The organism is Fulverythrobacter fulvus (genome assembly GCF_037154085.1).
Lineage (GTDB): Bacteria > Pseudomonadota > Alphaproteobacteria > Sphingomonadales > Sphingomonadaceae > Andeanibacterium > Andeanibacterium fulvum.
Genome location: NZ_JBANRM010000001.1, coordinates 912,565 through 936,966, shown reverse-complemented (window position 1 = coordinate 936,966; position 24,402 = coordinate 912,565). Strand labels below are relative to the sequence as shown.

23 protein-coding genes are annotated in these 24,402 nt (G+C 63.3%); 15 read left to right on the top strand and 8 right to left on the bottom strand.

Translation table 11 applies throughout. From position 1 onward, the window contains the following. The first annotated feature begins 122 nt into the window (after positions 1–122). The 7 genes from WFP36_RS04550 to WFP36_RS04520 all read left to right on the top strand — a co-directional run bounded on the left by WFP36_RS04550 (position 123) and on the right by WFP36_RS04520 (position 4,464). Positions 123–1,118, top strand: a complete 996-nt coding sequence (locus tag WFP36_RS04550; RefSeq protein WP_336978238.1) for a class I SAM-dependent rRNA methyltransferase — start codon at positions 123–125, stop codon at positions 1,116–1,118. Further along, positions 1,115–1,918 (top strand): formate/nitrite transporter family protein, encoded by an 804-nt coding sequence (locus tag WFP36_RS04545; protein ID WP_336978236.1) that lies wholly within the window; start codon positions 1,115–1,117, stop codon positions 1,916–1,918. The genes WFP36_RS04550 and WFP36_RS04545 overlap by 4 nt, the downstream gene beginning before the upstream one ends. A 79-nt stretch (positions 1,919–1,997) precedes the next feature. Further along, complete coding sequence (locus WFP36_RS04540) at positions 1,998–2,375, top strand: dihydroneopterin aldolase (protein WP_336978234.1); 378 nt, start codon at positions 1,998–2,000, stop codon at positions 2,373–2,375. Beyond that, positions 2,375–2,725, top strand: a complete 351-nt coding sequence (locus WFP36_RS04535) for a Rossmann fold domain-containing protein (protein ID WP_336978232.1) — start codon at positions 2,375–2,377, stop codon at positions 2,723–2,725. The genes WFP36_RS04540 and WFP36_RS04535 overlap by 1 nt, the downstream gene beginning before the upstream one ends. Before the next feature lie 6 nt (positions 2,726–2,731). After that, on the top strand, positions 2,732–3,745 hold the full coding sequence (gene moaA / locus WFP36_RS04530) for a GTP 3',8-cyclase MoaA (RefSeq protein WP_336978231.1): 1,014 nt from the start codon (positions 2,732–2,734) through the stop codon (positions 3,743–3,745). Positions 3,746–3,749: 4 nt separating this feature from the next. Next, positions 3,750–4,013: a MoaD/ThiS family protein gene (locus tag WFP36_RS04525; protein ID WP_336978229.1), complete on the top strand. Its 264-nt coding sequence runs from the start codon at positions 3,750–3,752 to the stop codon at positions 4,011–4,013. Position 4,014: 1 nt separating this feature from the next. Continuing rightward, positions 4,015–4,464, top strand: coding sequence for a molybdenum cofactor biosynthesis protein MoaE (locus WFP36_RS04520; RefSeq protein WP_336978227.1), 450 nt, complete (start codon positions 4,015–4,017; stop codon positions 4,462–4,464). A gap of 9 nt (positions 4,465–4,473) precedes the next feature. Here WFP36_RS04520 and WFP36_RS04515 read toward each other — a convergent pair whose 3' ends face one another. After that, positions 4,474–4,986, bottom strand: coding sequence for a hypothetical protein (locus WFP36_RS04515; RefSeq protein ID WP_336978225.1), 513 nt, complete (start codon positions 4,984–4,986; stop codon positions 4,474–4,476). Between the two features lie 212 nt (positions 4,987–5,198). Here WFP36_RS04515 and rplU point away from each other — a divergent pair, with 212 nt between their 5' ends. From rplU to WFP36_RS04500, 3 genes are all read left to right on the top strand, one after another. Continuing rightward, positions 5,199–5,621, top strand: a complete 423-nt coding sequence (gene rplU, locus WFP36_RS04510; protein WP_336978701.1) for a 50S ribosomal protein L21 — start codon at positions 5,199–5,201, stop codon at positions 5,619–5,621. Positions 5,622–5,646: 25 nt separating this feature from the next. Further along, positions 5,647–5,916: a 50S ribosomal protein L27 gene (gene rpmA / locus WFP36_RS04505; RefSeq protein ID WP_054530411.1), complete on the top strand. Its 270-nt coding sequence runs from the start codon at positions 5,647–5,649 to the stop codon at positions 5,914–5,916. Positions 5,917–6,121: 205 nt separating this feature from the next. Further along, positions 6,122–6,676, top strand: a complete 555-nt coding sequence (locus WFP36_RS04500) for a GNAT family N-acetyltransferase (RefSeq protein WP_336978221.1) — start codon at positions 6,122–6,124, stop codon at positions 6,674–6,676. Between the two features lie 61 nt (positions 6,677–6,737). On the opposite strand, the gene WFP36_RS04495 is transcribed toward WFP36_RS04500, so the two are convergent. Beyond that, positions 6,738–7,664 (bottom strand): metal-dependent hydrolase, encoded by a 927-nt coding sequence (locus tag WFP36_RS04495; protein ID WP_336978220.1) that lies wholly within the window; start codon positions 7,662–7,664, stop codon positions 6,738–6,740. Between the two features lie 31 nt (positions 7,665–7,695). Here WFP36_RS04495 and WFP36_RS04490 point away from each other — a divergent pair, with 31 nt between their 5' ends. Then, on the top strand, positions 7,696–8,286 hold the full coding sequence (locus WFP36_RS04490) for a TetR family transcriptional regulator (RefSeq protein WP_336978219.1): 591 nt from the start codon (positions 7,696–7,698) through the stop codon (positions 8,284–8,286). Between the two features lie 10 nt (positions 8,287–8,296). Here WFP36_RS04490 and ygfZ read toward each other — a convergent pair whose 3' ends face one another. Both ygfZ and WFP36_RS04480 read right to left on the bottom strand, forming a co-directional pair. Further along, complete coding sequence (gene ygfZ / locus WFP36_RS04485) at positions 8,297–9,049, bottom strand: CAF17-like 4Fe-4S cluster assembly/insertion protein YgfZ (RefSeq protein WP_336978218.1); 753 nt, start codon at positions 9,047–9,049, stop codon at positions 8,297–8,299. A 30-nt stretch (positions 9,050–9,079) separates the two neighbouring features. Then, positions 9,080–10,054, bottom strand: coding sequence for a LysR family transcriptional regulator (locus WFP36_RS04480; RefSeq protein WP_419716610.1), 975 nt, complete (start codon positions 10,052–10,054; stop codon positions 9,080–9,082). Between WFP36_RS04480 and WFP36_RS04475 the strand changes: the two genes are divergently transcribed. Next, complete coding sequence (locus WFP36_RS04475; protein WP_336978214.1) at positions 9,953–10,822, top strand: PilZ domain-containing protein; 870 nt, start codon at positions 9,953–9,955, stop codon at positions 10,820–10,822. The genes WFP36_RS04480 and WFP36_RS04475 overlap by 102 nt on opposite strands. Positions 10,823–10,839: 17 nt before the next feature. Here the strand turns inward: WFP36_RS04475 and WFP36_RS04470 are convergent, their stop codons facing one another. Further along, positions 10,840–11,343, bottom strand: a complete 504-nt coding sequence (locus tag WFP36_RS04470; RefSeq protein WP_336978212.1) for an MEKHLA domain-containing protein — start codon at positions 11,341–11,343, stop codon at positions 10,840–10,842. Between the two features lie 45 nt (positions 11,344–11,388). Here WFP36_RS04470 and pyrC point away from each other — a divergent pair, with 45 nt between their 5' ends. After that, a complete protein-coding gene (pyrC, locus tag WFP36_RS04465; RefSeq protein WP_336978210.1) occupies positions 11,389–12,432 on the top strand; it encodes a dihydroorotase in 1,044 nt (347 codons plus the stop codon). A gap of 34 nt (positions 12,433–12,466) precedes the next feature. Here pyrC and rarD read toward each other — a convergent pair whose 3' ends face one another. Then, entirely contained in the window at positions 12,467–13,375 is a 909-nt protein-coding gene (rarD, locus tag WFP36_RS04460) for an EamA family transporter RarD (protein ID WP_336978208.1), read from the bottom strand. A 512-nt stretch (positions 13,376–13,887) separates the two neighbouring features. On the opposite strand from rarD, the gene WFP36_RS04455 reads away from it, so the two are divergent. Next, positions 13,888–14,619, top strand: a complete 732-nt coding sequence (locus WFP36_RS04455) for a hypothetical protein (protein ID WP_336978206.1) — start codon at positions 13,888–13,890, stop codon at positions 14,617–14,619. A 32-nt stretch (positions 14,620–14,651) separates the two neighbouring features. On the opposite strand, the gene astD is transcribed toward WFP36_RS04455, so the two are convergent. Continuing rightward, positions 14,652–16,067: a succinylglutamate-semialdehyde dehydrogenase gene (gene astD, locus WFP36_RS04450; protein ID WP_336978204.1), complete on the bottom strand. Its 1,416-nt coding sequence runs from the start codon at positions 16,065–16,067 to the stop codon at positions 14,652–14,654. Positions 16,068–16,242: 175 nt separating this feature from the next. Beyond that, positions 16,243–16,530 (bottom strand): hypothetical protein, encoded by a 288-nt coding sequence (locus WFP36_RS04445; RefSeq protein WP_336978202.1) that lies wholly within the window; start codon positions 16,528–16,530, stop codon positions 16,243–16,245. Between the two features lie 59 nt (positions 16,531–16,589). On the opposite strand from WFP36_RS04445, the gene WFP36_RS04440 reads away from it, so the two are divergent. After that, a complete protein-coding gene (locus WFP36_RS04440) occupies positions 16,590–24,311 on the top strand; it encodes an OmpA family protein (RefSeq protein ID WP_336978712.1) in 7,722 nt (2,573 codons plus the stop codon). The last annotated feature ends 91 nt before the right edge of the window (positions 24,312–24,402 follow it).

The window sequence follows — 24,402 nt, the reverse complement described above, 5'->3', positions numbered from 1 at the left end:
CAGGCCGCCCGTCCTGAGCTTGTCGAAGGACAGTCCTTCGTTCCTGAAGTCAGGCGTGACGGTGAAGTGAAAGGCTGCCCTTCGACAAGCTCAGGGCGAACGGGTGAAGGGAGGAACGCAGAGTGGCAGATCTCGCACTTGATCCCCTGATCCTGGCGGGCGAGGGCTGGGCCGATTACGGGCTGGTCGATAGCGGCCATGGCCGCAAGCTGGAGCGCTACGGTCCGTTCCGCTTCATCCGGCCGGAGCCGCAGGCCATGTGGACCCCGCGCCTTGCGGAGTGGGACGCGGATGGCGAATTCGTGCCCGGTTCGGACGAGGATGGCGGCGGGCGCTGGCATTTCTTCCGCGAAGTGCCGCGCGAAGGCTGGCCGCTGGAATGGGAAGAAGTGCGCTTTACCGCGCAATGCACGCCCTTCCGCCATCTCGGTTTCTTCCCGGACATGGCGCCGGTATGGCACTGGATGCGCGGGCAACTGATTGCTCCTCCCCCAGCGGGGGAGGGGGACCGTCCGCAGGACGGTGGAGGGGGATTGCATTCGGGCACGCCCCCACCGTCAGGCGCTGGCGCGCCTGCCACCTCCCCCGATGGGGGAGGATCTTCGACCCTCAACCTTTTCGGCTATACCGGCGTGGGCACACTGGCGCTGAGCAAGTGCGGCCCTGTCACGCATGTGGACGCCAGCAAGAAATCGGTCGCGGCGGCGCGGGAAAACGCCTTTCTTTCGGAGATGCAGGACCGCCCGGTGCGCTGGCTGGTGGACGATGCCGCCAAGTTTACCGCGCGCGAGGTGCGGCGCGGCAGGCGCTATGACGGGATCATTCTCGACCCACCCAAATTTGGGCGCGGGCCGGGCGGGGAAACCTGGCGGATCGAGGAGCATCTCGCTCCGCTGATCGCCGATTGCCGCAGCCTGCTGGACGAAGACAGTAGCTTCCTGTTCCTCACCGCCTATGCCGTGCGCATGTCGAGCCTGTCGCTGGCGGGGCTGCTGATGGAGTATTTCGCAGGCCTGCCGGGCCGGATCGAACATGGCGACCTGGCCGTGCGGGAAGACGGGCCGGATGGGCGCCTGCTGCCCACGGCGATCTTCGCGCGCTGGACTCGCGCCGAGTGAGCGGAACTCCCGAGCCTCATCCGCTCGATGTCGTGCCTCCGGCGCGGATCGCGGCACTGGTGGAAGAGGTCGGGGTTCGCAAGGTCGCGCTCGGGTTTATCGAAACCTTCACTCTGGCCGTCCTGGCCGGAGCCTTCATCGCCTTCGGCGCAATGTTCTACACGGCGGTCGTCACTGGCAGCGAACTGGGCTTCGGGCCCACCCGGCTGCTCGGCGGCATGGCCTTTTCGCTCGGGCTGGTGCTGGTGATTGTCGGCGGGGCGGAACTGTTCACCGGCAACAGCCTGATTGTGCTCGCCCGGGCGAGCGGGAAGATCACCACCGCCGCCTTGCTGCGTAACTGGGCGATCGTTTGGTTCGGCAATCTGGTGGGTGCGGTCGGCACGGCGCTTCTGGTGCATCTGTCCGGCGTTCTGGACATGGGCGACGGGGCCGTCGCGGCAACCGCCCTGTCAATCGCCGATGCCAAGCTCGCGCTCGATCCGGTGGAAGCCTTCGCACGCGGCATATTGTGCAATGTCCTCGTCTGCCTGGCAGTGTGGATGTGCCTTGCGGCCCACAATGTCTCGGGCAAGGTGCTGGTCATCCTCTTTCCGATCACCGCCTTCGTGGTGCTCGGCTTCGAGCATTCGGTGGCCAACATGTATCTGATCCCGGTTGCCATGCTTCATTCGGGCCTGTTCGACATGGCGGGGCTGGCGGCCAATCTCGCACTCGTGACGGCGGGCAATATCGTGGGCGGCGGGGTGCTGGTGGCGCTGGTCTACTGGCTGATTTACCGCCGGCCGCATTCCGCCTGACGGACCAAATTGCGGGTGCGATGCTGGACATCGACGCGTTCCGGTGCGAAGGGCGCGCAAATTCGTAAGCAGGGCAACGATGTCTGACAGCCTTTACCTCGAAGTCGCCGATTTCGAACATGACGTGCTCACCGGGATCTATTCGGAAGAGACCGGCAAAGCCCAGCCTTTGCGCTTCAGCCTGCGGGTGAAGCTCAAGGCGGCGGATCGTTACGAGCCGGAAACGCCGCTCGATGCGAGTCTCAATTACATGGACCTGAAGTTCGCCGCTTCGGAAGCGCTGGGCGATTCCCGCCACTATCAGCTGATCGAAGCCGTGGCGGAGCATATCTGCGACACGCTGTTCCTGCGCGACGAGCGCGTGGAGGAAGTCGTGGTCAAGATCGTGAAGCTCGCGCTGAGCGAGGCGAACGAGCAGATCGGCATCACGCTCACGCGGCAGCGCCGGTCCGCCTGATGCAGGCCGTGCTGCGCATTCAGGGCCTGCCCGAAGCGGCGCTCGATGCCGCGGCGGCCTTTCATGCGCGATACCTGCCTGCGGTCCGCAAGGAACTGGCCAGCGGCGCCGAGGCGCTGGCGCTGGTCTTTCCCGAAGCGCCCTATGACCACACCGGCTGGCGCAAGGCCGCCATTGCCGATCTTGCCCGCGAAGCCGCGCCCAAGCGCGTCAACGGTGTGGAAGGGCCGGAAGGCGAGGCGGTCGAGGCCGTGCTGCAATGGCTTGCTCATGCGCCGGGCATTACCGGCCAGCTTCTGCCCGTCGATCCCGCTGCCGGGAATCGCGAGGCAGGCAATTTCCCGAATTAGTGCTATATGACACTCGTGAGCACTTCTTCGGCCCCACTGGTGGACGCCTTCAACCGGCGGATCACCTATCTGCGCCTCTCGGTGACGGACCGGTGCGATCTGCGCTGCACCTATTGCATGCCGGAGAAGATGACCTTCCTGCCGCGCAAGGATGTGCTGAGCCTGGAAGAACTGCACAGGCTGGCATTGGGCTTTATCGATCGCGGCATCACCAAGATTCGCCTGACCGGGGGCGAGCCGCTGGTGCGGCGCGACGTGATCGAACTGGTTCGCGCGCTGGGCCGCAAGCTGGGCGATGGGCTGGAAGAACTGACCCTCACCACCAATGGCACGCAGCTTGAACAGTTTGCGGATGATCTGGCCGCTGCGGGTGTGCGGCGGATCAACGTCTCGCTCGACACGATGGATGGAGAACTGTTCCAGCGCCTCTCCCGCCGTGACAAGCTGAACGACGTGCTGCGCGGCATTGCCGCCGCACGCGAGGCCGGGCTGAAGGTCAAGCTCAACACCGTCGCGCTGAAGGGCCTCAATCAGGAGGAAATCCCCTTCCTCATCGAATGGGCCCATGCGCAGGGCCATGACATCACGCTGATCGAGACCATGCCGCTGGGCGAGGTGGAGGAAGAGCGGGTGGATCACTACCTGCCGCTCCCGGTTGTCCGCGACGAACTGGAAAAGCGCTGGACGCTGCTTCCCACAGACGCGACCACCGGCGGCCCGTCGCGCTATGTCGATGTGGCCGAAACCGGCGGGCGGCTGGGCTTCATTACGCCGCTGACCAATAATTTCTGCGCCGGCTGCAACCGCATCCGCGTCACCGCCACTGGCCAGCTCTATGCCTGTCTCGGCGGGTCGGAGCAGGTGGATCTGCGTGCGGCTCTGCGGTCTGACGATCCGGAACGGAATCTCTCCGAAGCGCTCGATCTGCTGATGCGGATCAAGCCGGAGAAGCACAATTTCCGCATCGAACGCGGCTCCGCTCCGGCCCTGCCGCGCCACATGTCGCTGACGGGCGGCTGATCCGATGGCAGTGAAGTTCGTCTTCCTCGGCAAGCTTGCCGATCTCGCCGGTACGCATGAGCGCATTTTCGCCGAAGCCGATGGCGTGGTCGACTGGACCGATCTGCTCGCCTGGCTGGAAGTCTGGAGTTCTCCCGCTCTTTCCGCCGCCGTGGCGGGAGAAAAGGTGCGAATCGCAATCAATGGCGAATTGCTGAAGGACAAGGCTGCGCTCGCCGCGAAGGATGGGGACGAGGTGGCCTTCCTTCCTCCCGTCAGCGGGGGCTGAGATGCGCGATGTGCGCCTGCTCGCCGAGCCATTCGATCCCGGCGCGGAGATAGATGCCTTTTCCGCTGTCCATGCCGAGGCTGGCGGCGTTGCGGCTTTCGTGGGCAAGGTCCGCCCCACCGATGGCTGCGAAGCACTGGAGCTTTTTCATTACGAGCCGCTGACCCTGCCGGGCATGGAAGCCCTGGCGGATGCCGCGCTGGCCCGATTCGAGTTGGCGGGCATTTTGCTGACTCACCGGGTGGGTGTGCTGGCCCCGGGCGAGCCGATCGTGCTGGCCGTGGCCGCCGCGCGCCATCGCCGGGCCGCGATCGAGGCGGTGGATTTCGCCATGGATCACCTCAAGAGCGATGCCTGGTTCTGGAAACGGGAAAAGCGCGCCGACGGCTGGCACTGGATCGAGCCGCGTGCGCAAGATCACTCGGATCTCGCACGTTGGCAGCAGCGCTGACGGCTGCGGTCAGTCAGCGACCTGGGAATTGAGCGAATCGAGCAGCCGGTCTTCTTCGGCGATGAGTTTTTCGACATCGGCGCGGGCCGATTCGACTTCGGCCAGTTCTTTTCCCTCGTTCTGGCCCTCAACAAAAAGCAGGTCGAGTTCGGCCAGCGGGATCATCGTTTCGCTGCGGATGCCCGTAAGATCGGCCAGCGCCACCTGTGCCACCGACCATTGTTCGGCGCCATTTGTCGCGCCGCGTGCTGCGACCACCGGACCGCGCGCCTTTTCGGCCGCGACCAGGAAGCGCTTGTGCGTCTCTTGCGCTTCGCTGCGCAGCCGCTGCACGCGATCCAGCGTTTCCGGGCCCTGAGGCGCAGGAACGAAGGGCTCTGCCTCCACCGGTCGGAACACACCGCTCACCCGTTCCGCCTCGCGGATGGCGAGAGAAGGATAGACGCCATCGTCTTTCGCGCATCCCGCCAGGGCAAGCGCGGCGGCGGTAAGGAGGGGCAGGGCAAACTGGCGTGAGGTCATGCGCGGAGCCATAGCATGGTGGGCATACCTTTCCAGCGTCTTGAGAAATGCGGCTCTGCGGCGTTGACAGGAAGGGGCGCTTCTACTAACGGCACCCATCTTTCCGGCGCCCTTCCGGGGGCGCGCGGCGCGTCGCTCAATGCTCGAGATTCGGTTTTCCGGATTTCGGTTAAAAGGCGGGGCGGCACAGCAGTAGAATGGATGCAGGTACCATGTTCGCAGTAGTGCGCACGGGCGGCAAGCAGTATCGGGTTGCCGCCGGAGACAAGATCGCGGTTGAAAAGCTCGCTGGCGAAGCCGGTGACACGATCGTGCTGGGTGACGTTCTTCTCGCCGGTGACGGCGGTGAACTGAGCGATGCCGGCAAGGTGACGGTGTCGGCCGAAATCATCGCCCAGGCGAAGAGCGAAAAGGTGATGGTGTTCAAGAAGCGCCGCCGCCACAACTATCGCCGCCGCAACGGTCACCGTCAGCAGATGACCCTGCTGCGCATCCTCGCCGTTGGCGAAGGCAAGGCTCCGGCTGCCAAGAAGGCTGCCGCGCCGAAGGCTGAAGAAGCCGCTCCCGCCGCTGAGGCCGCGCCGAAGAAGGCTGCTGCCAAGAAGCCCGCCGCCAAGAAGGCGGATCAGGAATAAGTCCCGAGTTACGGAGTAAGACGAGATGGCACATAAAAAAGCAGGCGGTTCGTCCCGTAACGGCCGCGACTCGGCGGGCCGTCGCCTTGGCGTGAAGAAGTTCGGCGGTCAGGAAGTGATCGGCGGCAACATCATCATCCGTCAGCGCGGTACCCGCGTCTATCCGGGCGTCAATGTTGGCATGGGCAAGGATCACACCCTGTTCGCGCTCGCGGAAGGTCGCGTGCGATTCCACGACGGCAAGCTCGGCCGCAAATACGTCTCTGTGGACGTAATGGCTGAAGCCGCCGAATAAGCGGACGGTTCATTGAAAGGGCCGTCCTACGGGATGGCCCCGCCGGAGTCTGAATCCGGCCGTCAGAGGGAGAGGGGCCCAGCCCGTCTCCCTCTTTTCATTTCACGTCTCCCTCGCAACGCTTGGCCGAAAAGCTTGTGCTTTCGGCAATAGTCCTGTCACGTTCCGCAATCAGTGGGGCGTGGCAGCGTGAGAGGAGAATGCCATGTTTCACCGTAGCGAAAGATTGCTGCTCAGGCCGGGCTGGCTGGAAGATGCGGGCGAGTTGACGGTTCGGATCGCCGATGAGGCGATCGTCCGGAATCTTGCCCGGGTGCCGTGGCCCTATCGGCGGGAAGACGCCGAAAGCTGGCTGTCGCGGCCTGCCAATCCCAGGCTCCCTTCATTTCTGGTGACGCTTCCCGGCGCCGGCGGCAGCCCGATCATCGGTTCCTGCGGCCTGCATGAGGAGGAGCACGGGCTCGAGATCGGTTACTGGATCGCGCGCGACTGGTGGGGCAGGGGCTTCGCCACGGAAGCGGCGCGGGCAGTGCTGTCGATTGCCAGTTCGCTGGGCCACAGGCGCGTCCACAGCTGCCACGCGGTCGATAATCCGGCATCCGGGCGCGTGCTGCGCAAGGCGGGCTTTGTTCCGACCGGGCGGGTCCGCACGATCCATAGCCTTGGCCGGGGCGCCGACCTTTCGGCCATCGAGTTCGTCACCGAACTGGATGGCTGTGTAGGCGGTGACGATCCTGCCATGATGCCGCGAGCGGCCTGACCCCCTCTCCCTGAAACTCGCTTCAGTGTGAGCGGGGGTCGCGCTCGCGCGCGAAATCGCCTCAAGCGGCGGCGGAAGCCTCGCGGAAAGGCGCTGCCGTATCGGGCATCACCGCGTCCGGATATTCGCTGTCATAAAGCTGGATAAGCGCGCGGTCGTCGGTCTTCCATGGGTGGAAGCCGGGCAGAAAATACGCCAGCCAGCCGGGAAAGATGCAGCGCAGCACGCCTGGGCGCCCGACAAGATAGAGCCCGACGCGCCATTTCCACTTCCAGCCGGTAAGTCCGTCCTGAGCCAGGAAATCCAGCGTATCGAGAATCCGGCCCTTCACGAAATTGCGCCCGGCCAGGATCATCAGCAGCGATTTCACCCACCAGCGCCTGAAGCGCGTCCAGTTGCGGGTGGCATGCAGCCAGGTGTCATAGGCGACGCCCTTGTGCTCGATCTCTTCCACAGCGTGCCAGCGCCACAATTCTGCGACTTCCGGCTCCGCCTTGCCGTATTGCTCGAGGTGAGTGAGCGTGTGGCGGGCGATGATAGCGGTGAAGTGTTCCAGTGCCATGGATGCCGCGAGATTGGCGATGCACGGGCGGCCCTTGGTGGCCGACAGAGTCTCGTTCAGCCGGTGTTCGATCTTCGAGAGGTCATAGCCCGCCTCGGTGAGGAAGCGGTTGAAGGCCATATGTTCGCGGGTGTGGTTGATTTCCTGCCGCACGAAGGCACGGATTTCCGCCGCCAGCTTGGGCGGAACGCCCTCGCGATGGGCCTTCACATGTTCGATGAAGAAGCTCTCGCCCACCGGGAACGCGACCGACAGCGAATTGTGCCACGCCGTTGCCACCGGATTGCCGTCCAGCCACCAGCGCTGAGGCTTCGAGCCGCGGCAGAAACGCCTGTCACGCGGACGGATTGCCAGATCCGCCGGAGTGGCCGTATCCTTGCCGAGTGGCGCCGGGGCCTCTAGGTCGAATTTGAACGGTGCGGACATGAGCGAATTATCACCGGATTAGCTTACTATTATGTCAACGAGGAAACGCCTGACTCCCGAGGAAAGCCGGCTTGCCGCGCTGGAAGCCGCGCGCGCGCAGCTGATCGAGGCAGGCCCGCAGAGCGTTACGCTCAAGGCCGTGGCCGCCAGGATCGGCAGGACGCATGCCAATCTCCTCCATCATTTCGGCTCCGCGGCAGGACTGCAGCGAGCCTTGGGTGGTTATCTGGCCGAGACTGTTTGCCAAACCATTGCCGACGCAGTGCGTGCTACCCGCAGTGGCGAGGGCAGCCCGCGCGACGTGGTGGACCTGACTTTCGATGCTTTCGACATTGGCGGGGCAGGGGCGCTGGCCAGCTGGATGCTCGCTTCAGGCAATGAAGACGCGCTCGATCCGGTGATCGAATCCATCCACGCGCTGGTGGACGAACTCACGCCTCAGGACGCCGTGCGGGAAGACGAAGCCGCGTCTGTCCGTCAGACGACGCTTACGCTCGTGCTGCTGGCTCTGGGCGATGCGTTGATGGGCGAGCGTATGGCAGTATCGCTCGGCTTGCCGCGGGGCTCGGCCAGGACACATGCCGAAGCCCTCCTCATGGCTCAACTCACCGGCCAGCGATAACCGGCGGGCATTAACCCTCCGCATTCTCCCCATCCGCCGCGATCGCGCGAGCCTGCCATTCCGGCAAAAAGGCGGGATCGATATCGTCCACCCGCAAGTGATCGACCGCAAGGCCGAGCGCCGGATAGGCAGCCTTGCGTCTCTTTTCATCTGAGTTTTCGAGCGGAACGACCACCAGCCTGCGATTGACCTTCTGGCGCCAGTTCATCCGGGCGGTATTCTCCTGCCCGACATAGCAGCCCTTGGTGAAGCTCACGCCGTTGAGCTCGGCGGCGTTGGTTTCCAGCCACAGAATGTCGCCCAGTTCGGCACGGCCTTCGGGAATACCCAGCGACAGGCGATGGGCAAGCCATGCCTCGTCCGCGCTCTCGTCATCTTCGGAAACAGGGGCGATCCAGCGCTGGCCCAGCGCCAGCATCCGCGGATCGCGCGCGCCACCGTCACCGGGCTCGGGCTCCCAATGGATGCCATGGGCATCGTCGCGCCCGATCGCGATTTTGCGCCTCAGCCGGTAGAGCGAGAGGCGCTTCACCAGTTCCTCCGCCGCATCGGTCTCGCAATCGAGCAGCAGCCCGTCGCCAGCTGGCCAGACGAGAAAATCGAACATCGCCTTGCCCTGCGCACTCAGCAGCCCGGCCCATACTGGCAATAGCCCGGTGACGTCATTGGTGACGAGGCCTTGGAGAAACCCCCTGACATCCTCGTCTGCCTCCAGCGGAGTGAGCCTGACGAGCGAGCGGGAGAAGAGCCGGGTCTGTGCCATGGGGTGTAGGTGGCGGTGCGGGCGGGAAAATCAATCCCCCAGAAGCTTCGCCATGCTCCGCCGCCCGCCTGCCGCAGGTCGGGGAAGGGTGGGATAGGATGGATCGTCAAGCACGGAGGAAATGAGAAAATCCTCCACCGCCTGGAGCTGCGGCTCGTTGCGCTGCGGGTTGCGGTAATAGACCAGGCGCCAGTCCTCGAGCGGATAGAGCAGCGCGACATTGCGATGCTCGTTGCGCAGGATCGGCTCCAGCGTGGCGCCCACGCAATTGCCGCGTTCGAACATGGCGGACATGACATCGAAATATTGCGTGCGCCCCGCGACTGTCTGCGGCTTGATTCCTGCCTGTGCCAACAGGGACAGGACCAGGTTCTCATAGGGCGTACCGGCCGGAGGCAGGACGAAGGGCAGGGCGCTGATCTCTTCGGTGGTCAGGAGGCGGTTCTTGCCTTTCAGAAAACTGCGATGGCCAAATACGCCGCAGCGAATCCGTGCCAGTTCACGCATGCCGGGCCCCAGCGGGCGGGCGAGCTGTTCCTGAAACAGTGCGAGATCGTAATGGTCCCGTTCCACCACTTGCCCCGGAAGATCGGAAATCGTGGGCGAAACGAAGTCGAGGTGAATCGAGGGGTGCGCTTCGACAAAACCATCCAGTTTCGGCCTGACGCAGTCCTTCAGGATGTAATTTCCGATCATTACCCTGAGCCGCAACTCGCCCGGAGGTGGCGTATTTCCGGCCCGGCGATGCGTGGCAAGCTGCTCTGCCGCGCGCCAGAAATCGCCTAAATCCGCCAAAAAAGCGGCACCTTCCTTGGTGAGCTGAGGCCGTTTGCCGGGCTCCCGCGACAATAATCGCGTGCCCAGCTGATTTTCTAGCGCTTTCAACTGGTTGCTAACCGATGCTTGCGATATTCTCAGTTCATCGCCGACGAGCCGGAAGCTCCGCAACTTGCAGAGGAGCTCGAATATTTCGAGCTGGCGGAGAGTGAAAGGCAGCCCGGGCATGTGTTTGAAGTGGATGGTTATAACTTTTCAGTGATGATTTGTCATCACTTTGGGATGTGTTGCCTCAAATTGGGGGGAACCAATATGGGCGCTGAGCTTTTCAATCGCGTGATTAAACGACAAGGAATGGAATCAGAAGCAAGCCAGACAGACGGGCAGGATACGGACGATCGTCGCAGGGATGGTCGAACAACTGCTGTCTATCGTCCGGTATTGCTTGAGGCCGAGGGCTTCACCGGCTTCTGCCTGCTGCGCAATCTTTCGCCCAGCGGCATGATGGGTGTGGCCTATGCGGATTTCGCCACTGGCGAGGTGGTGAGCGTGCAGTTCATGCCTGGCCATGTGGTGAGCGGCAAGGTCGCCTGGTCGAAGGAAGGCAAGATCGGTGTCCAGTTCGATGAGGAAATCGATCTGGCCGCTGCGCTCAAGAACATGGGCAGTACCCATGTCGAGAGCCAGTTAAATCGGGCGCCGCGCCTTCCGATCCAGTGCGACGGAGAAGCGCTGCTCGGCGATGTCCGCATCAAGCTGGAGGTGAAAGACATCTCCCAGCGCGGCATCAAGGCAGTGATTCCCACGGTACGCCCCGGAGATGAGGTGACCGTGATGTTGCCGGGGATGGAGCCACGCAAGGCGGTGGTGCGCTGGTCGCAGCTGAATGTTGCCGGGTTGAATTTCATCCGGCCGGTCGGCTTCGAGGAATTGGCGCGTTGGGCAATCTTCTGTCAGGCGGAAGGCTGCGCCACCTGCGAACGGAAAACCGCCTGAGCGGCGGCCGAACGCTTTTAGAGATCTAGCGGGCGCCAGCGGTCGAACCGGGCCGCCTGCCCGCCAGCGGAGCCCTTCGGGTCGAAGAGGTTCCAAACAGTCGCCCGCTCGATCCGGAAGCCCCCTCCGGATCGGGCGGTGCGCACTCCCGCATAATCGTCGATGAAGCCATGCTCGCTTACCCGGGCAAGCATTTGCGCGCGTTCGTCGCGGGCCAGCGGCTTTGCGGAAAGGCGCGAAGGCAACTGGATGAACTCGGCGGCCGGAAACTCGAACAGGGTAAGCGCCATGCGATTGGCGTAGAAGAAGATGGGATCGGCCTCGGTCCCATGGGCGACAACTACTGCGGGAACATTCCACAGCGCACTCGCGACATCCGCGCAGGGCGGAACGAGATCGCGCCCGGTGAGCCGGCGGTAGCTGGCCGCGATCCACTCGATGCGCTCCGGCCCCGCATGGATTTCCACCAGGCGACGCTCCGCTTCCCAGTCACGCGTTTCGCTGTTGCATTCCTCGCTCATGCGAAGCTGCTAGCGGCGCGGGCCGCGAAACGATAGGGGGCAGGCATGGCCGACTCCACCATTATCACGATCCGCCGCCCCGACGACTGGCACGTTCACCTGCGCGACGGCGCGGTTCTGGCGGGCGTGCTGCCTTACACGGCGCGTCAGTTCGCCCGTGCGATCGTGATGCCCAACCTTACGCCGCCGGTGGTCAATGTCGCCGATGCGGTCGCCTATCGCGAACGCATTATGGCCGCGCTGCCGGAAGGCATGGATTTCACACCGTTGATGACGGCCTATCTCACCGACGATACCGATCCTGAAGAACTGGCGCGCGGCCATGCCGAAGGTGTGTTCACCGCCGCCAAGCTCTACCCCGCCAATGCGACGACCAATTCCGCGCGCGGAGTCAGCAATGTCGCCAATCTCCTGCCCGTTTTCGAAAAGATGCAGGACATCGGCATGCCGCTGCTGATCCATGGCGAAGTGACCGATGCGGAGATCGACATCTTCGACCGCGAAGCCGTGTTCATCGAGCAGATTTTCGCCGATCTCGTGCGCACTCTACCGGAACTCAAGGTCGTGCTCGAACATGTGACGACCGAGGAAGCGGTCGCCTTCGTGGACGCGACCGGGCCGAATGTCGCGGCTACGATCACGCCGCAGCATCTCCATATCAACCGCAACGCCATGCTGGTGGGCGGGATTCGCCCGCATGCCTATTGCCTGCCGGTCGCCAAGCGCGAGAAGCACCGGCTGGCGCTGCGCCGCGCGGCGACGGGCGGCTCGCCCAAATATTTCCTCGGCACCGATACGGCGCCGCATGCCCGCCACCTGAAGGAAGCTGCCTGTGGCTGCGCTGGCATCTTCAATTCCCCATTCGCGCTGGAGAGCTATCTGGCCGTGTTCGAGGAAGAAGGCGCGCTCGACCGGTTCGAGGGCTTTGCTTCGGAACATGGCCCGCGCTTCTACGGATTGCCGCTGAACGAAGGCACGGTGACGCTGGAGAAGGCACCGGTCGAAGTGCCCGAGGTGGTTGACGCCAATGGTACGTCGCTCGTGCCGTTCCATGGCGGGCAGACGCTCGGCTGGCGTTTCGTCGGTTAAGGTTTCACGGGTTAAGGCGTCAGAAGCTGAGACGTCAGGCGGGGCGAGGAATTCTTCGCCGCCGCAGGAACAGATCCCACACGAACAGGGCCATGGCAGCCCAGATCAATACGAAGCAGCCCAGTTGGGCAGGCTTCAACTCCTCGTGGAACCAGAACAGCCCCAGCAGGAAGACGATGGTGGGCGAGAGGAACTGCAGGAAGCCGATCAGCGTATAGTCCATCCGCCGGGCTGCCGTGGCAAACAGCATCAGCGGCACTGCCGTCATCGGCCCGCCCAGCGCGATGGCGCCCGCAAGGCCCCAGCCTTGCGCCATGGACGAACCGGCGGGCTGCGCTGCATAATATCCGGCGATGGCGATGGCAGGCAGGATCAACAGCAGGGTCTCCACCATCAGCCCCGTGATCGGGCCGACATTCACGGTCTTGCGGATCAGGCCATAGAGGCCGAACGTCACGGCCATAGTCAGGCTGAACAGCAAGGTACTGAGAGCGCCGGCGGCCAGCAGAGCCACGCCGACCGCGGCGAGCGCGACCGCGCCCCATTGCGGGCCGCTCAGCCGTTCCTTCAGCACCAGCAGCCCCAGCAGCATCATCACCAGCGGCAGGATGTAATAGCCCAGGCTGGCGGCGTAGACGTGGTCCGTCTGGATGGCGACGACGTAGAGCACCCAGTTGATCCCGATCATCGCCGAACTGCCCAGCAGGGCCAGAACGGATTTGCGCTGGGAAAAGGCGGCGCGCAATTCGCCCCATTGCCCGCGCCAGGCGATCACGGCGGCGCATAGGGGCAGAGTGAAGATGATGCGCCAGGCCACGAATTCGATGGAGGGCACATCGTGCACCAGCCCGAGATAGAGCGGCATGATGCCCCAGATCGCATGGGATCCCAGCGCGAAGGCCAGCCCGTCGATCCGGTGAGGGTGCTGCGAGTCGGTCGCCATGCGATTGCTGTTCCCGGGCGCTTGCCGCCTCGTTTGCTTGTTCGGGCAGGGGTTTAGGTGGGGTGGCAAGCGGCTGCAAGTCTCACGTCCTGCATGCAGTTCAGGCGGAATTGCGCGGTTGTCCTCCGTTAAGAATCGAGGGTGTAAACAGATGCTTGCCGGCCAGCCCCATTCAAGGCCGGCAAAACTGGACCGTCGAGAGGGCGGTCCGCACATCGGGCCGGTAGTCTCCCCCGCTCCTGGCCGGCCTAGGGTCTCCGCAGTGTCCCCCGCGAGACCAATACATAGGCGCCCTCCCGGTACGCATGAGCCGGGACGGGCGCCTAGCCTTTTTCGGTCAGGGTGACTTTCTCAAAGAACTGTGGCGGCGGCGCCCGGCCCTGGCAGGGCTGGCCAAGCGCAACGATTGCATGCAGGAATTTCCCGTTGCGGGACATGGCTGTGATCCCGCCTCGGCAAAGATGGCAAACCATCTACACCGTTCAACTTCCTTTCTGCGGAGAATCCACACCATGCTACGCACGCCTTCGTTCCTGCTTCTCGCCGTCGTGCCCGCGCTGGCGCTCGCGGCTTGTGGTGGCAAGGATGACAAGGCGGAGACGCCCGAAGGCACCGCAGATGCGGAGCTCGCTTCCGCGCTGGGCGACGAAATCATGGTTGATCCCGATCTGGCCGGGCAGAACAGGGCCAATTCCGCTGTCTCGGCCGGGCTGCGCGACGGTGCGCTTCCGCCGGAAATGACCAGCCCGGAAGCGATGGAGCGCGCTCGCGGCGAAGCACTGCAACTGGTCGGCGGGCCCGGCAAGCTCAAGAAAGCTCCTGCGGCCCAGCCTGTGTCGGGCAAACTGCCCGAAGGCTCGGCGCTGGCGGTGGCAAGCCGTGCCGCCGCCGCACCGGGCGGGAATGGCAATTGCGCCGATCGCGCCCAATATACGATGGAATGGGCGGCAAAGCTGCCCGCAGCCTTCCCGGTCTATCCGCAAGGCGCCGTGCAGGAAGCAGCGGGCACCGATGAAGGCAGCTGCGCGCTGCGCGTGGTCAACTACGTCACCGCCATCCCGCTCGATGAAGTGATCGATTTCTATTACACGCGCGCCGCTGCCGGCGGCTTCACCGCTCAGCGCGTGAAGGAAGATGGCGACGACGTTCTGGGCGGCGTGAAGGGCAAGGCGTCCTTCGTGCTCTATGCCCGCCCTCTGGCCAAGGGCGGCACTGAAGTCGATCTGGTGACGAACGGCCGCTGACGGGGCGGGGGCAGGGCGCCCCCGTATTCCCCTCAGTTCGGCTTGAAGCCCACGCCCACGCTGGCGCGCGGCTGGTCCATCTCGACACTGGCCACCGGATAGGCGCAGTAATCCGCCGCATAGAAGGCCGCCGGGCGGTGATTGCCCGAAAGGCCGACGCCGCCGAACGGCGCTTCGGATGAGGCGCCGTTGGTCGGCCGGTTCCAGTTCACGATCCCCGCACGAATATTGGCCCAGAAGCGGTTGTAATCCTGCGGCGTGCCGCCGAGCAGCGAAGCCGAGAGGCCAAAGCGCGTATTGTTCGCCTCCGCGATCGCCTCGTCGAAATCGTCGACCTTCACGATCTGCAGCAGCGGACCGAACAACTCGATATCGGGCCGTTCGGGAATATTGGTCACATCGATGATCGCGGGCGAGAGGAAGGGCAGGTCGTCCTGCTTGCGGCGCATGTGCCGGATCGGCTTGCCGCCCTGCGACATAAGATAGAGGAAGCTCTCCGTCAGCTGATCGGCGGTGTTGTTATCGATCACCGGCCCCATGAAGGGGGCGGGATCGTCGAACGGTGCGCCCACCACGATTCGGTCGGAAAGCTTGGCGATTTTCTCTACCGCCTCGTCATAGAGCGAGGACTTCACGATAAGTCGCCGACCCGCCGTGCAACGCTGGCCCGCAGTGGTGAAGGCAGACTGGACCACCAGCACCGCGACATCGTCCAGCAGCGGCGTGTTCCACAGTACCATCGGGTTGTTGCCGCCCATTTCCAGCGCGACAATCTTGCCCGGATTGGCCGCCAGCTTGCGGTTGATCGCGATTCCGGCATTGGCGGAACCGGTGAACAGCACCCCGTCGATCCCCGGATGGGAGACGACCGCCTTGCCTTCCTCCGGCCCGCCGATCAGCAATTGCACCACTTCGGGGGGAATGCCGGAGCGGTGGAAGCAGCCGACCAGGAACTCGCCCACCGCCGGGGTCTTTTCGCTCGGCTTGAAGACAATGGCGTTGCCCGCGATCAGCGCGGGCACGATGTGGCCATTGGGCAGGTGAGCGGGGAAATTATAGGGCCCCAGCACCGCCATGACGCCATGCGGCTTGTGCCGCAGCGCCTGGGTGCCCTGCAGGGCGCTGTCATATTTGCGCTGGCCGGTCCGTTCCGCATAGGCGCGGATCGAGATCTCGACCTTGTTGATCACGGCTTCCACTTCCGTGCGGGTTTCCCACAAGGGCTTGCCGGTCTCGCGCGCGATCAGCTCGGCAAAGGCCTCGTTGGCCTTGCGCACTTCATTGGCGAAACGGCGGACCATTTCGATGCGGGTGGCAAGGGGCAGGGCGGCCCAGGTGGGCCATGCGCGCCGGGCGCGGGCTACGGTTTCGTCAACATCGCCTGGCAGGCCCCGCCACAGTTCCACGCCGGTGGCCGGTTCGTGCGAGATAATCGCGTCGCTACTCACGAGATAGAGTTCCGATCAGACATCCTTGCGCCGTTGCCGCAGGATTGCGGCGACGGCAACCTTTCCGATCCTTTGCGCCAGAGACGAGAAAGTTACAAGCGGAACCGGGTGAGAGGGCTGCGCCTGAATATTGCAGATATGCGGACGAACACGCTTCGCGAATATACATATATGTTCACATCAAAATTTGCATTTTGTCGAAATCAATGTCTCGCGCGCAATATTCGGTTCGAATCGACTCGAAGATTTGAAGTGATTTGGAAGTGGATTTCGGAACCCGAGCGGGGCCGCGAATGCTGCGCTCATCGAAGTAGGAAATGTTCCTTTTCGAGGCGAGTTTCGGCCAAAAATGCACAAATACAATCGTCTGTAATTCATCCAAACCGGATTGGTCCCCCGTGCGACGGAGCAGGTTGTGCGTTGCGGCGCAACGAGCCGCTGGTGTAGAAACGGTTATCTGCAAATTAACGTTTCCTTCGCGGGGACCGGCTCGTCCTGCGCGAAGTGCCAAGGGGGCAATATATGAAGAGTGATGTCGTGAACGGCGCGGCTGCGCCGGGTCTCAAGGCTGCGCGCAGTCGCAAGGCTCTGGCGGTAACCACCGCGCTGGCCGCAGGGTTGTTGGCGTCGCCCATGTTCTTTAATGAAGCGCGGGCGAATGAGGAATGCGGCGGCGTTCCGAACACGTCGGGGGTTCACACGATTTCGTGCGGACAGGGTGATCCGAACTACAATTCGACGGGCATCACTTATAGCAATGGCAATACCGATGATGCCGGCGCGATCATCATCAATTTCGATAACACCCAGGTTGATCGCAGCGGCATTTTGTCCAGTACTGCTGTATCCATCTCGACAAATGAAAATAATAACTACCTTGATATCAATGTCGATCAGGTTGGTGCGGGACCGGCGCCGTTCTTTGAGGGCAATGACGCACTTGGCACGAGCAATGGTTTCCAGGCTACGACCTCGGGTTCCAGCGCGCCGATCACATTTGATGTGAATCAGGAGGTTGTGGGGGGCGTCAACGGTACCGGTGCCACGTTCAACGGCGGTAACTCTGCAGGCGGCAGTTCTTACGGCGTACTGCTGGGCACGACCGGCGCCGATTCCACCATTGATATCAACATGGATAATTCCACGGCGAAAGGTGGCAATCTGACTATTGCCGTCGGTTCGACGATGGGACTCGGGGCAACGAGCACTGGTTCGAATGCGGGCGTCACTCTGGATGTCACCGATTCAAGCTTCACCGGCGGTAGCGTCACTGCTGCGGCGGGCAATAGCTTTGGTATTGGGATATCTACTACCGGAAACGGGTCGGATATCGATTTCACGCTCGATAACGTCACTGCAACCGGCGGTAACGGATCGGCTGCTGCGGTCACGACACACGGTGTCGATCTCGCGACGACGGGGGATGATGCGGCGGTGAACGTCGACCTCACCGACGTTACGATCAAGGGTGGCAACGTCAATAATGGCTTGGGTAACGTCACCGGTTTCGAAGTCACGACCGATGGTGACAATTCGGGGATCGACTTCTCGCTCGATGGTGGCTCGATCGCCGGGGGGGCGATCACGGGCGTGTCTGGCGGAGTGGGCCACGGTGTCAGCCTTGAAACCGATGACATCGATTCAGACGTTACGTTCGACCTCGTGTCTGGCTCGATCACCGGCGGTACTGGCGGTACGGTATTCCTCGGCCACGGTGTGAATATCGATACGTCCGACGCAGGTTCGGACATCGATTTCGAAACCGAGGCTGAAACCACGATCAGCGCCAGTGCGGGCGATGCGGTCCATCTGGTCGCGACCGGCGGCGGCAATGTCGACGGCGTACTTGGCGGCTCAGCCACTTCCACCGATGTTCTCGGCACGACCGGCACCGGTACTGGCCTGTGGGGTGAAGCCTCGGGTGGCGATGGTTACGTCAAACTGACGGTCGAGGACGGCGGCTCTGCTACCGGCACCGCTGCTGGTGTGTTCGGCCGGGCGGCCGGTGCGGGTGACGTCACGATCCAGGTTGATGGCGATGCAAGCCAGACCTCGACCGAGGCTGCGGATCTCGGCATGGGTCTGCCTGTCGGCGTGGGCGGCTGGGCAACCGGCAGCGGCGATGTCGAGATCACGCAGGGTACCGGCAGCACGGCCACTCAGGTGGGTCATGTTCCGGGCCTCGACATCGAAGGCGTCGGTATCATGGCGCTCAACACCGGAACCGGCGACGCCACCGTCACTGCTGACGGCACCGTCAATGCAACCGGCTTCGGCGTGGCCGCGGTCGCTACCGGTGGTGGTAACGCCACCGCGAATATCGGCGGTGAAGTCAACGTCAACGGTGCGACCGGGGACTCGCTTCTCGGCACGCTCGGCTTCGGCACGCTCGGCAATGGCACTGTTGGGGGGCTTGCCTTGTCCACCAGCGGTGCTGCGACCGTCAATCTCGATGGCGGCAACATCAACGGCCTCACCCCCGATTTCGGGCTGATGTCGGTGGTGCTCGGCGGTACGTCGGATGCTACGGTGAATGTCGGCGCGAACGCGCTGGACGATTCCGAAGTTCACGCCAACCTGGTTGGCGTATCGGCAATCAATCTCGGCTCGGGCGATGCGATCATCACGGAAACCCCCTTCGATGAAGGCGGCGAATTCGAAGATCCGAACGACATCATTTCGGGCGGGATCGGCGTGCTCGGCTTCTCGGCCGGCGGCAACGTGGATATCGAATCCGGCGACGTGAACTCCGGTTCGGCCGGCGTTCTCGGCGTTTCCGGTGGCGTGCTTGGCCTTTCGCTGGCCGGCGATGTCGGCATCGAAACCAAGGGCGATACCACCACGCTCGGCAGCGTCGGCGTCGGTGCCTTCGCGGCGAACAATGCCACCATCGATCTCGACGGAAACACGGTCACCGCGGATAGCGGTTACGGCGTGATCGGCGCGGCCCTCGGCGATGTGGACATCAACGGCGAAGGCAGCACTGTTCATTCGCTTAACACCGGCGTGCTGGGTCTTGGTACCAACGTCGAAATCGACTCCGGCACGGTAACGTCGCTCAACGATTCCGGTGTGGTCGGCGTGGCGCTGGGCGGCAACGCCACCGTCACCAGCCATGGCAAGACGACTGCCGATAACGGCCTGTTCGGCGTTGCCGGTATCGCGATCGGCGGCACGTCGACGGTGACGGTCAACGGGGATATCGATCCGCCGACGATCGGCGCCGCCTCGCTTGCCTTTGGCGGCGATGCAAATCTCAACGTGGCCGACGGGGTCGACATCTTTGCCGACGAACTCGGCCTGGTTGCGGCTTCGGTGGGCGGCGATGCCGATATCGAGGCAGCAGGCTCCTGGATTTCCAGCGGCGGCGCTGGCGTGGTCGGCACCGCGATTGAGGACGGCGGCGTAGGCGGCGACGTCTACATCGATACCGGCACGGTCTATGCGGGTGGCTCGGGCCTGGGCGGCATCGGCGTTGCCGGTCTCGCCATCGGCGGTAGCGTCGATATCGACACGCATGACTACACCGGCACGCTCAATGGCGACTTCGGCGTGATCGGCGTCGCGGTTGGCGGCGATGTCGATATCGGCATCGGCGGTAATGTCGATGCGCTGAGCGGCGCCGGCGTTTCCGGCGTTGCCTTCGGCGGCGATGTTGCGATTGATAGCACCGGTTACACCGTCACGTCGGCCTATACCGGCCTTGGCGCCCTGGCGCTGGACGGCGGCGTCGATATCGACGCGGGCGACGTCAACACCACCGCAGCCGGCTTCGAAGGCAGCGGCGTGGTCGGCATCGCGGTGGATCTCGGCACGGGCAGCGGGGATGTCGATATCGCCGCACATGGCGACATCACTGCCGATAACGGCATGTTCGGCATCGCGGCCCTGGCGACCGGCGGCAACGCGCTCGTCACGATGGATGACGATATCACCGTTTCCGCTCTCAATGGCGCAGGCGTGACTGCTGTCGCGCTTGGCGGTGACGCAACGATCACCGGTGCGGGCTCCAATGTCGAATCCATGTATGTCGGCGTGGGCGCACTGGCCATCGACGGCAACGCCACGGTCGATAGCGGCACGGTCCACACTTCGGGTGCGACCGGCTTCGAAGGCAGCGGTGTGATGGCTGTCGCGATCGGGGGCAATGCCAGCGCAACCAGCCATGGCAAGACTTCGGTCGATGACGGCCTCTTCGGCGTCGCTTCCATCGCGGTGGGCGGTAATGCCACCACGGTCGTGGGCGGTGATATCGATCCGCCGGATATCGGTGCCGCGGCGCTCGCCATTGGCGGCAATGCGGACCTCGATGTGCTGGCCGATGTCAGCGTTGAAGCTGACGATGTCGGCCTGCTGGCAGTGGCCATCGGCGGCAATGTCGATATCGATGCGGATGCGACTTCGATCGTGACCAGCGGCGATGCCGGCGTGGTCGGCACTGCGTTCGGCGGCGATGTGAATATCGACACCGGCACGGTCTACGCCAATGGCACCGGCATTACCGGCGTCGGGATCACCGGCGTGGCGCTGGGCGGCGAAGTCAACATCACCACCCATAATCTGACCGATGCGGATGGCCTGTTCGGCATCTTCGCCCTTGCGGACGAAGACGTGAACATCGACATCACCGGTCAGACCGTGAATGCGCTTTACGGCTTCGGCGTGGTCGCCACCGCAGGTGACGATGTGGACGTTGATGGCGTGGGCAGCACGATCAATTCGAGCCTGACCGGCATTCTCGCGACCGCCACTGGCGGCAGCACCTGGGTCGATAGCGGCACGATCGTTTCCACCAGCGGCTCGGGCATCTTGGCCAGCGCTTTCGGCGGCGACACGGATATCGTGCTCCATGGCAATATCACTGCCAATGGCCTCGCCGGTGTGAACGGACTGGCTTCGGTCGATGTGAACATCGATCTCGGCACCAACACGGTCATCAACACCGCCGGTATCGGCGTGGGTGCCGAAGCCGGGGAAGATGTGGTGATCCTCGGCGCCGACAGCACGGTGAATTCGGAACTGACCGGCGTCCTCGCTCTGGCAGGCACCAATGTCGATATCGAATCCGGCACGGTCACGGCCGCCAACGGTTCGGGTATCTTTGCCGTCGCGACGACCGGCTATGTCGACATCGCTGCCTTCGGCGACGTCACGGCCAATGGCTTTGCCGGTATCAATGCGCTGGCCGGTACCACGGCCACTGTCGATCTGGGCGAAAATACCATTACCAACACCGCCGGCTTCGGCGTGGGTGCCACGGCGCTCGCCGGTGACGCGATCGTCATCGGTGCCGACAGCACGGTGAATTCGCTCGACAGCGGTATCATCGCTACTGCCTTTGGCGGCGATGCTACCGTCGACAGCGGCGTCGTGACCTCGACCAACGGCTCGGGTGTGCTCGCCACGTCGTTCGGCGGCGATGCTATTGTCACCACGCACGGCAAGATCACGGCGGATAACGGGCTCTTCGGGGCTTCGGCTACGTCGTTCGGCGGCGCTGCAACTGTGACCGTCAACGAAGTGATCGATCCGCCGGTAATCGGCGCATCCGCCGTGAGCTTCGGTTCCGGTGCCGCCACCGTTACCAACAATTCCGACATCGAAGCCGATTTCATCGGCATCAATGCCGCGAATTTCGGTGGCGGCGACGTGATCGTGACCAATAACGGCACGGTGGGTGCAGGTGCCAATCCGGCGCCGGTCTTCGGCATTTCGGTGCTGAATGACGGGCCGGGTGCCACCACCATCACCAACGCGACCGATGCGGAAGTGTACGCGCTCGGCGCAGCGGTGTTCGCAGTTGCCAATGATGCCGATCCGGTCGCGGTGGACGATATCTCCATCGTCAATGACGGCCTGCTTCAGGGCGATGGCGATCTGTTCGCCACCGTCATGTCGTGGAGCGACGGTTCGCTCTCGCTCGCCAATGGCGTGAACGGCATCATCACCACCGACGAAGTCGATCCTGAAAGCGGTGCGGCGATCTGGGCCTATTCGGAAGCGTCCACCATCGGCATCGACAATGATGGCTCGATCATCGGCAACGTGGCGCTTGCGGCGCTCGGTGCCGACGCGGTCAGCGGCGTCAGTGTGCAGATCGACAACAACAATACCGGCGATTGGACCTTCTCGGGTGAGAATGCCATCTATGGTCTGGGCGATGTCGTTCTGAACAATGCCGGCAAGATCAACGCGGTCGACGCGTCGCTCTCGACCTTCCAGTCGGATGAAGGCGATATCGCGATTGCCAACTCGGGCATTTTCAGTGCCACGGGTTACGAGCATGACTTCGAGTTCATCCATCCGCTGGGCAGTGCGACCTTCGACAATACCGGCAAGGTCGTGGTCGATGGCGGGCTGAACTTCATCGGCCTCGATGATTTCAACAATGCCAAGCTCATCGACATGGTGGACGAGGATACGGACGATTACCTGACGACCACGGGTAATTATAACGCCTCAGGCACTGCGGTCTTCGCGTTCAACGCGGAGCTGGAGGCCAATGGTTCTGCCGATTATCTGGTGATTGGCGGAGATGTCTCGGGCACGACGCATCTCACGGTCGACGATCTCTCGGCCGCCGTTCCGGGTGAATATGTCGATGCCGACGATGCGATCGTCTTTGCCTATGTGGGCGGGGCCGTGAGCACCTCGACGCCGGACTTCACCACCGATGGCGGTATCGACAAGGGCCTGTTCCGCTTCGACGCCTATCTCCGCGATACTCCGAAGAATTCCGACGGGTATGAGGAATGGGTGCTGGCCAGCAATCTGGACCGCGAAGCCTTCGACCTTTCGACGATTGCCTATGGTGCCCAGAATTTGTGGAACGTCACCACTGGCACCTGGCTCGACCGTAATGCCGATCTGCGCAATGGCTTCGGTGACCACGCGGAAGGCCAGGCCGGGAATGTCACGCCGGGCGTGTGGGGCCGGGTGTTCGGCGCCAACATCGAACGCGACATGTCGAACACCGTCGGCGCGCCCTCTGGCCTGTCTGGCGGCGGCGTCTACACTTACGACGATCAGATCTCGCAGGACTTCTTCGGCCTGCAGATGGGTGTGGACTTCGGCAGCGAGAGCGTGTCGGCCAAGGGTAAGGACCGGGCATGGCTGTTTGGCGTGCTGGGCGGCTGGGTGCAGTCGGACTTGAAGTTCGACATGTCGAACACGGCCATCACCTATGATCAATGGTCGGTCGGTGCCTATGCCACTCGTCTCGATGGTCCGTTCTTCGCGGACCTGCTGGTGAAGGCCGACTTCGGCACGCTCGACTACTCGATGAACGATGGTGTCTTCGGTGACGCCTTCACCACGCATTACACCACGCTCGGTGCTACCCTTGATCTGGGTTACAAGCTGGCGCTGGGTTCGGGCGGCGCGTTCTTCGAGCCCAAGGGCACGGTAAGCTACGGCAATACCAAGTTCGACAACGACCTGCCGACCCTGCTGGGTACCGGGATCGATGTGCTGGACTCGGACAGCCTGCGTACTCGCCTGGGTGGTCGTCTGGGCTACACTGCCAAGTTGGACAGCGGCACGGTGGTTGAGCCCTATATCGAAGGCAACTGGTGGCATGAGTTCGAAGGTGATTACGTCACCAACCTGCTCAGCAACGGTTCGACGCTGCCTGTCGGCTACAATGTCGAAGGCGATCAGGGCGAAATCCTTGGCGGCATCAGCGTCAGCAACGGCAATAATGGCTGGAGCTTCTTCCTGAGGGGCGGCACGCAGTTCGGCGAGCAGGGCTTCGCTGGGTATACGGGTAATCTCGGCGTTCGGAAGGCATTCGGCAAGGCTGCTACGCCTCCGCCGCCTCCGCCGCCGCCCCCCCCGCCGCCTCCTCCGCCCCCGCCTCCGCCGCCTCCGCCCCCGCCGCCGCCTCCGCCGGTGTGCAACAAGGGCCCGTACATCGTGTTCTTCGACTGGGATAAGTCGGACATCACGCCTGAGGCTGCGACGACCCTGGACAGCGCTGTGACTGCCTATGGCAATTGCGGTACGGTTCCGATCATGCTGGCTGGCTATGCTGACCGTTCGGGCAGCACCCAGTACAACGTAGGCCTCTCGAACCGCCGCAACGCTTCGGTTCAGACCTACCTTGTCGGCAAGGGCATCCCGTCCTCGGCGATCAGCAGCGAAGGCTTCGGTGAAGCGAACCCGCGGGTTCCGACTGCCGACGGCGTCCGCGAACTGCAGAACCGCCGCGTCGAAATCACCTACGGTCCGGGTTCGGGCAACTAAGCCCGATCCGAACCGCAAGGTCCGACAAACGAAAGGCCCGGAGGGAAACCTCCGGGCCTTTTGCTGTCTGTGTTCGCCATGGGCCTGAAGG

Coding starts and splice junctions, on each gene's coding strand:
- WFP36_RS04540 (WP_336978234.1), top strand. CDS start 1,998: ATGTCTGACAGCCTTTACCTCGAAGTCGCCGATTTCGAACATGACGTG.
- WFP36_RS04535 (WP_336978232.1), top strand. CDS start 2,375: ATGCAGGCCGTGCTGCGCATTCAGGGCCTGCCCGAAGCGGCGCTCGAT.
- moaA (WP_336978231.1), top strand. CDS start 2,732: ATGACACTCGTGAGCACTTCTTCGGCCCCACTGGTGGACGCCTTCAAC.
- WFP36_RS04525 (WP_336978229.1), top strand. CDS start 3,750: ATGGCAGTGAAGTTCGTCTTCCTCGGCAAGCTTGCCGATCTCGCCGGT.
- WFP36_RS04520 (WP_336978227.1), top strand. CDS start 4,015: ATGCGCGATGTGCGCCTGCTCGCCGAGCCATTCGATCCCGGCGCGGAG.
- WFP36_RS04515 (WP_336978225.1), bottom strand. CDS start 4,986: ATGACCTCACGCCAGTTTGCCCTGCCCCTCCTTACCGCCGCCGCGCTT.
- rplU (WP_336978701.1), top strand. CDS start 5,199: ATGTTCGCAGTAGTGCGCACGGGCGGCAAGCAGTATCGGGTTGCCGCC.
- rpmA (WP_054530411.1), top strand. CDS start 5,647: ATGGCACATAAAAAAGCAGGCGGTTCGTCCCGTAACGGCCGCGACTCG.
- WFP36_RS04500 (WP_336978221.1), top strand. CDS start 6,122: ATGTTTCACCGTAGCGAAAGATTGCTGCTCAGGCCGGGCTGGCTGGAA.
- WFP36_RS04495 (WP_336978220.1), bottom strand. CDS start 7,664: ATGTCCGCACCGTTCAAATTCGACCTAGAGGCCCCGGCGCCACTCGGC.
- WFP36_RS04490 (WP_336978219.1), top strand. CDS start 7,696: ATGTCAACGAGGAAACGCCTGACTCCCGAGGAAAGCCGGCTTGCCGCG.
- ygfZ (WP_336978218.1), bottom strand. CDS start 9,049: ATGGCACAGACCCGGCTCTTCTCCCGCTCGCTCGTCAGGCTCACTCCG.
- WFP36_RS04480 (WP_419716610.1), bottom strand. CDS start 10,054: ATGCCCGGGCTGCCTTTCACTCTCCGCCAGCTCGAAATATTCGAGCTC.
- WFP36_RS04470 (WP_336978212.1), bottom strand. CDS start 11,343: ATGAGCGAGGAATGCAACAGCGAAACGCGTGACTGGGAAGCGGAGCGT.
- pyrC (WP_336978210.1), top strand. CDS start 11,389: ATGGCCGACTCCACCATTATCACGATCCGCCGCCCCGACGACTGGCAC.
- rarD (WP_336978208.1), bottom strand. CDS start 13,375: ATGGCGACCGACTCGCAGCACCCTCACCGGATCGACGGGCTGGCCTTC.
- WFP36_RS04455 (WP_336978206.1), top strand. CDS start 13,888: ATGCTACGCACGCCTTCGTTCCTGCTTCTCGCCGTCGTGCCCGCGCTG.
- WFP36_RS04440 (WP_336978712.1), top strand. CDS start 16,590: ATGAAGAGTGATGTCGTGAACGGCGCGGCTGCGCCGGGTCTCAAGGCT.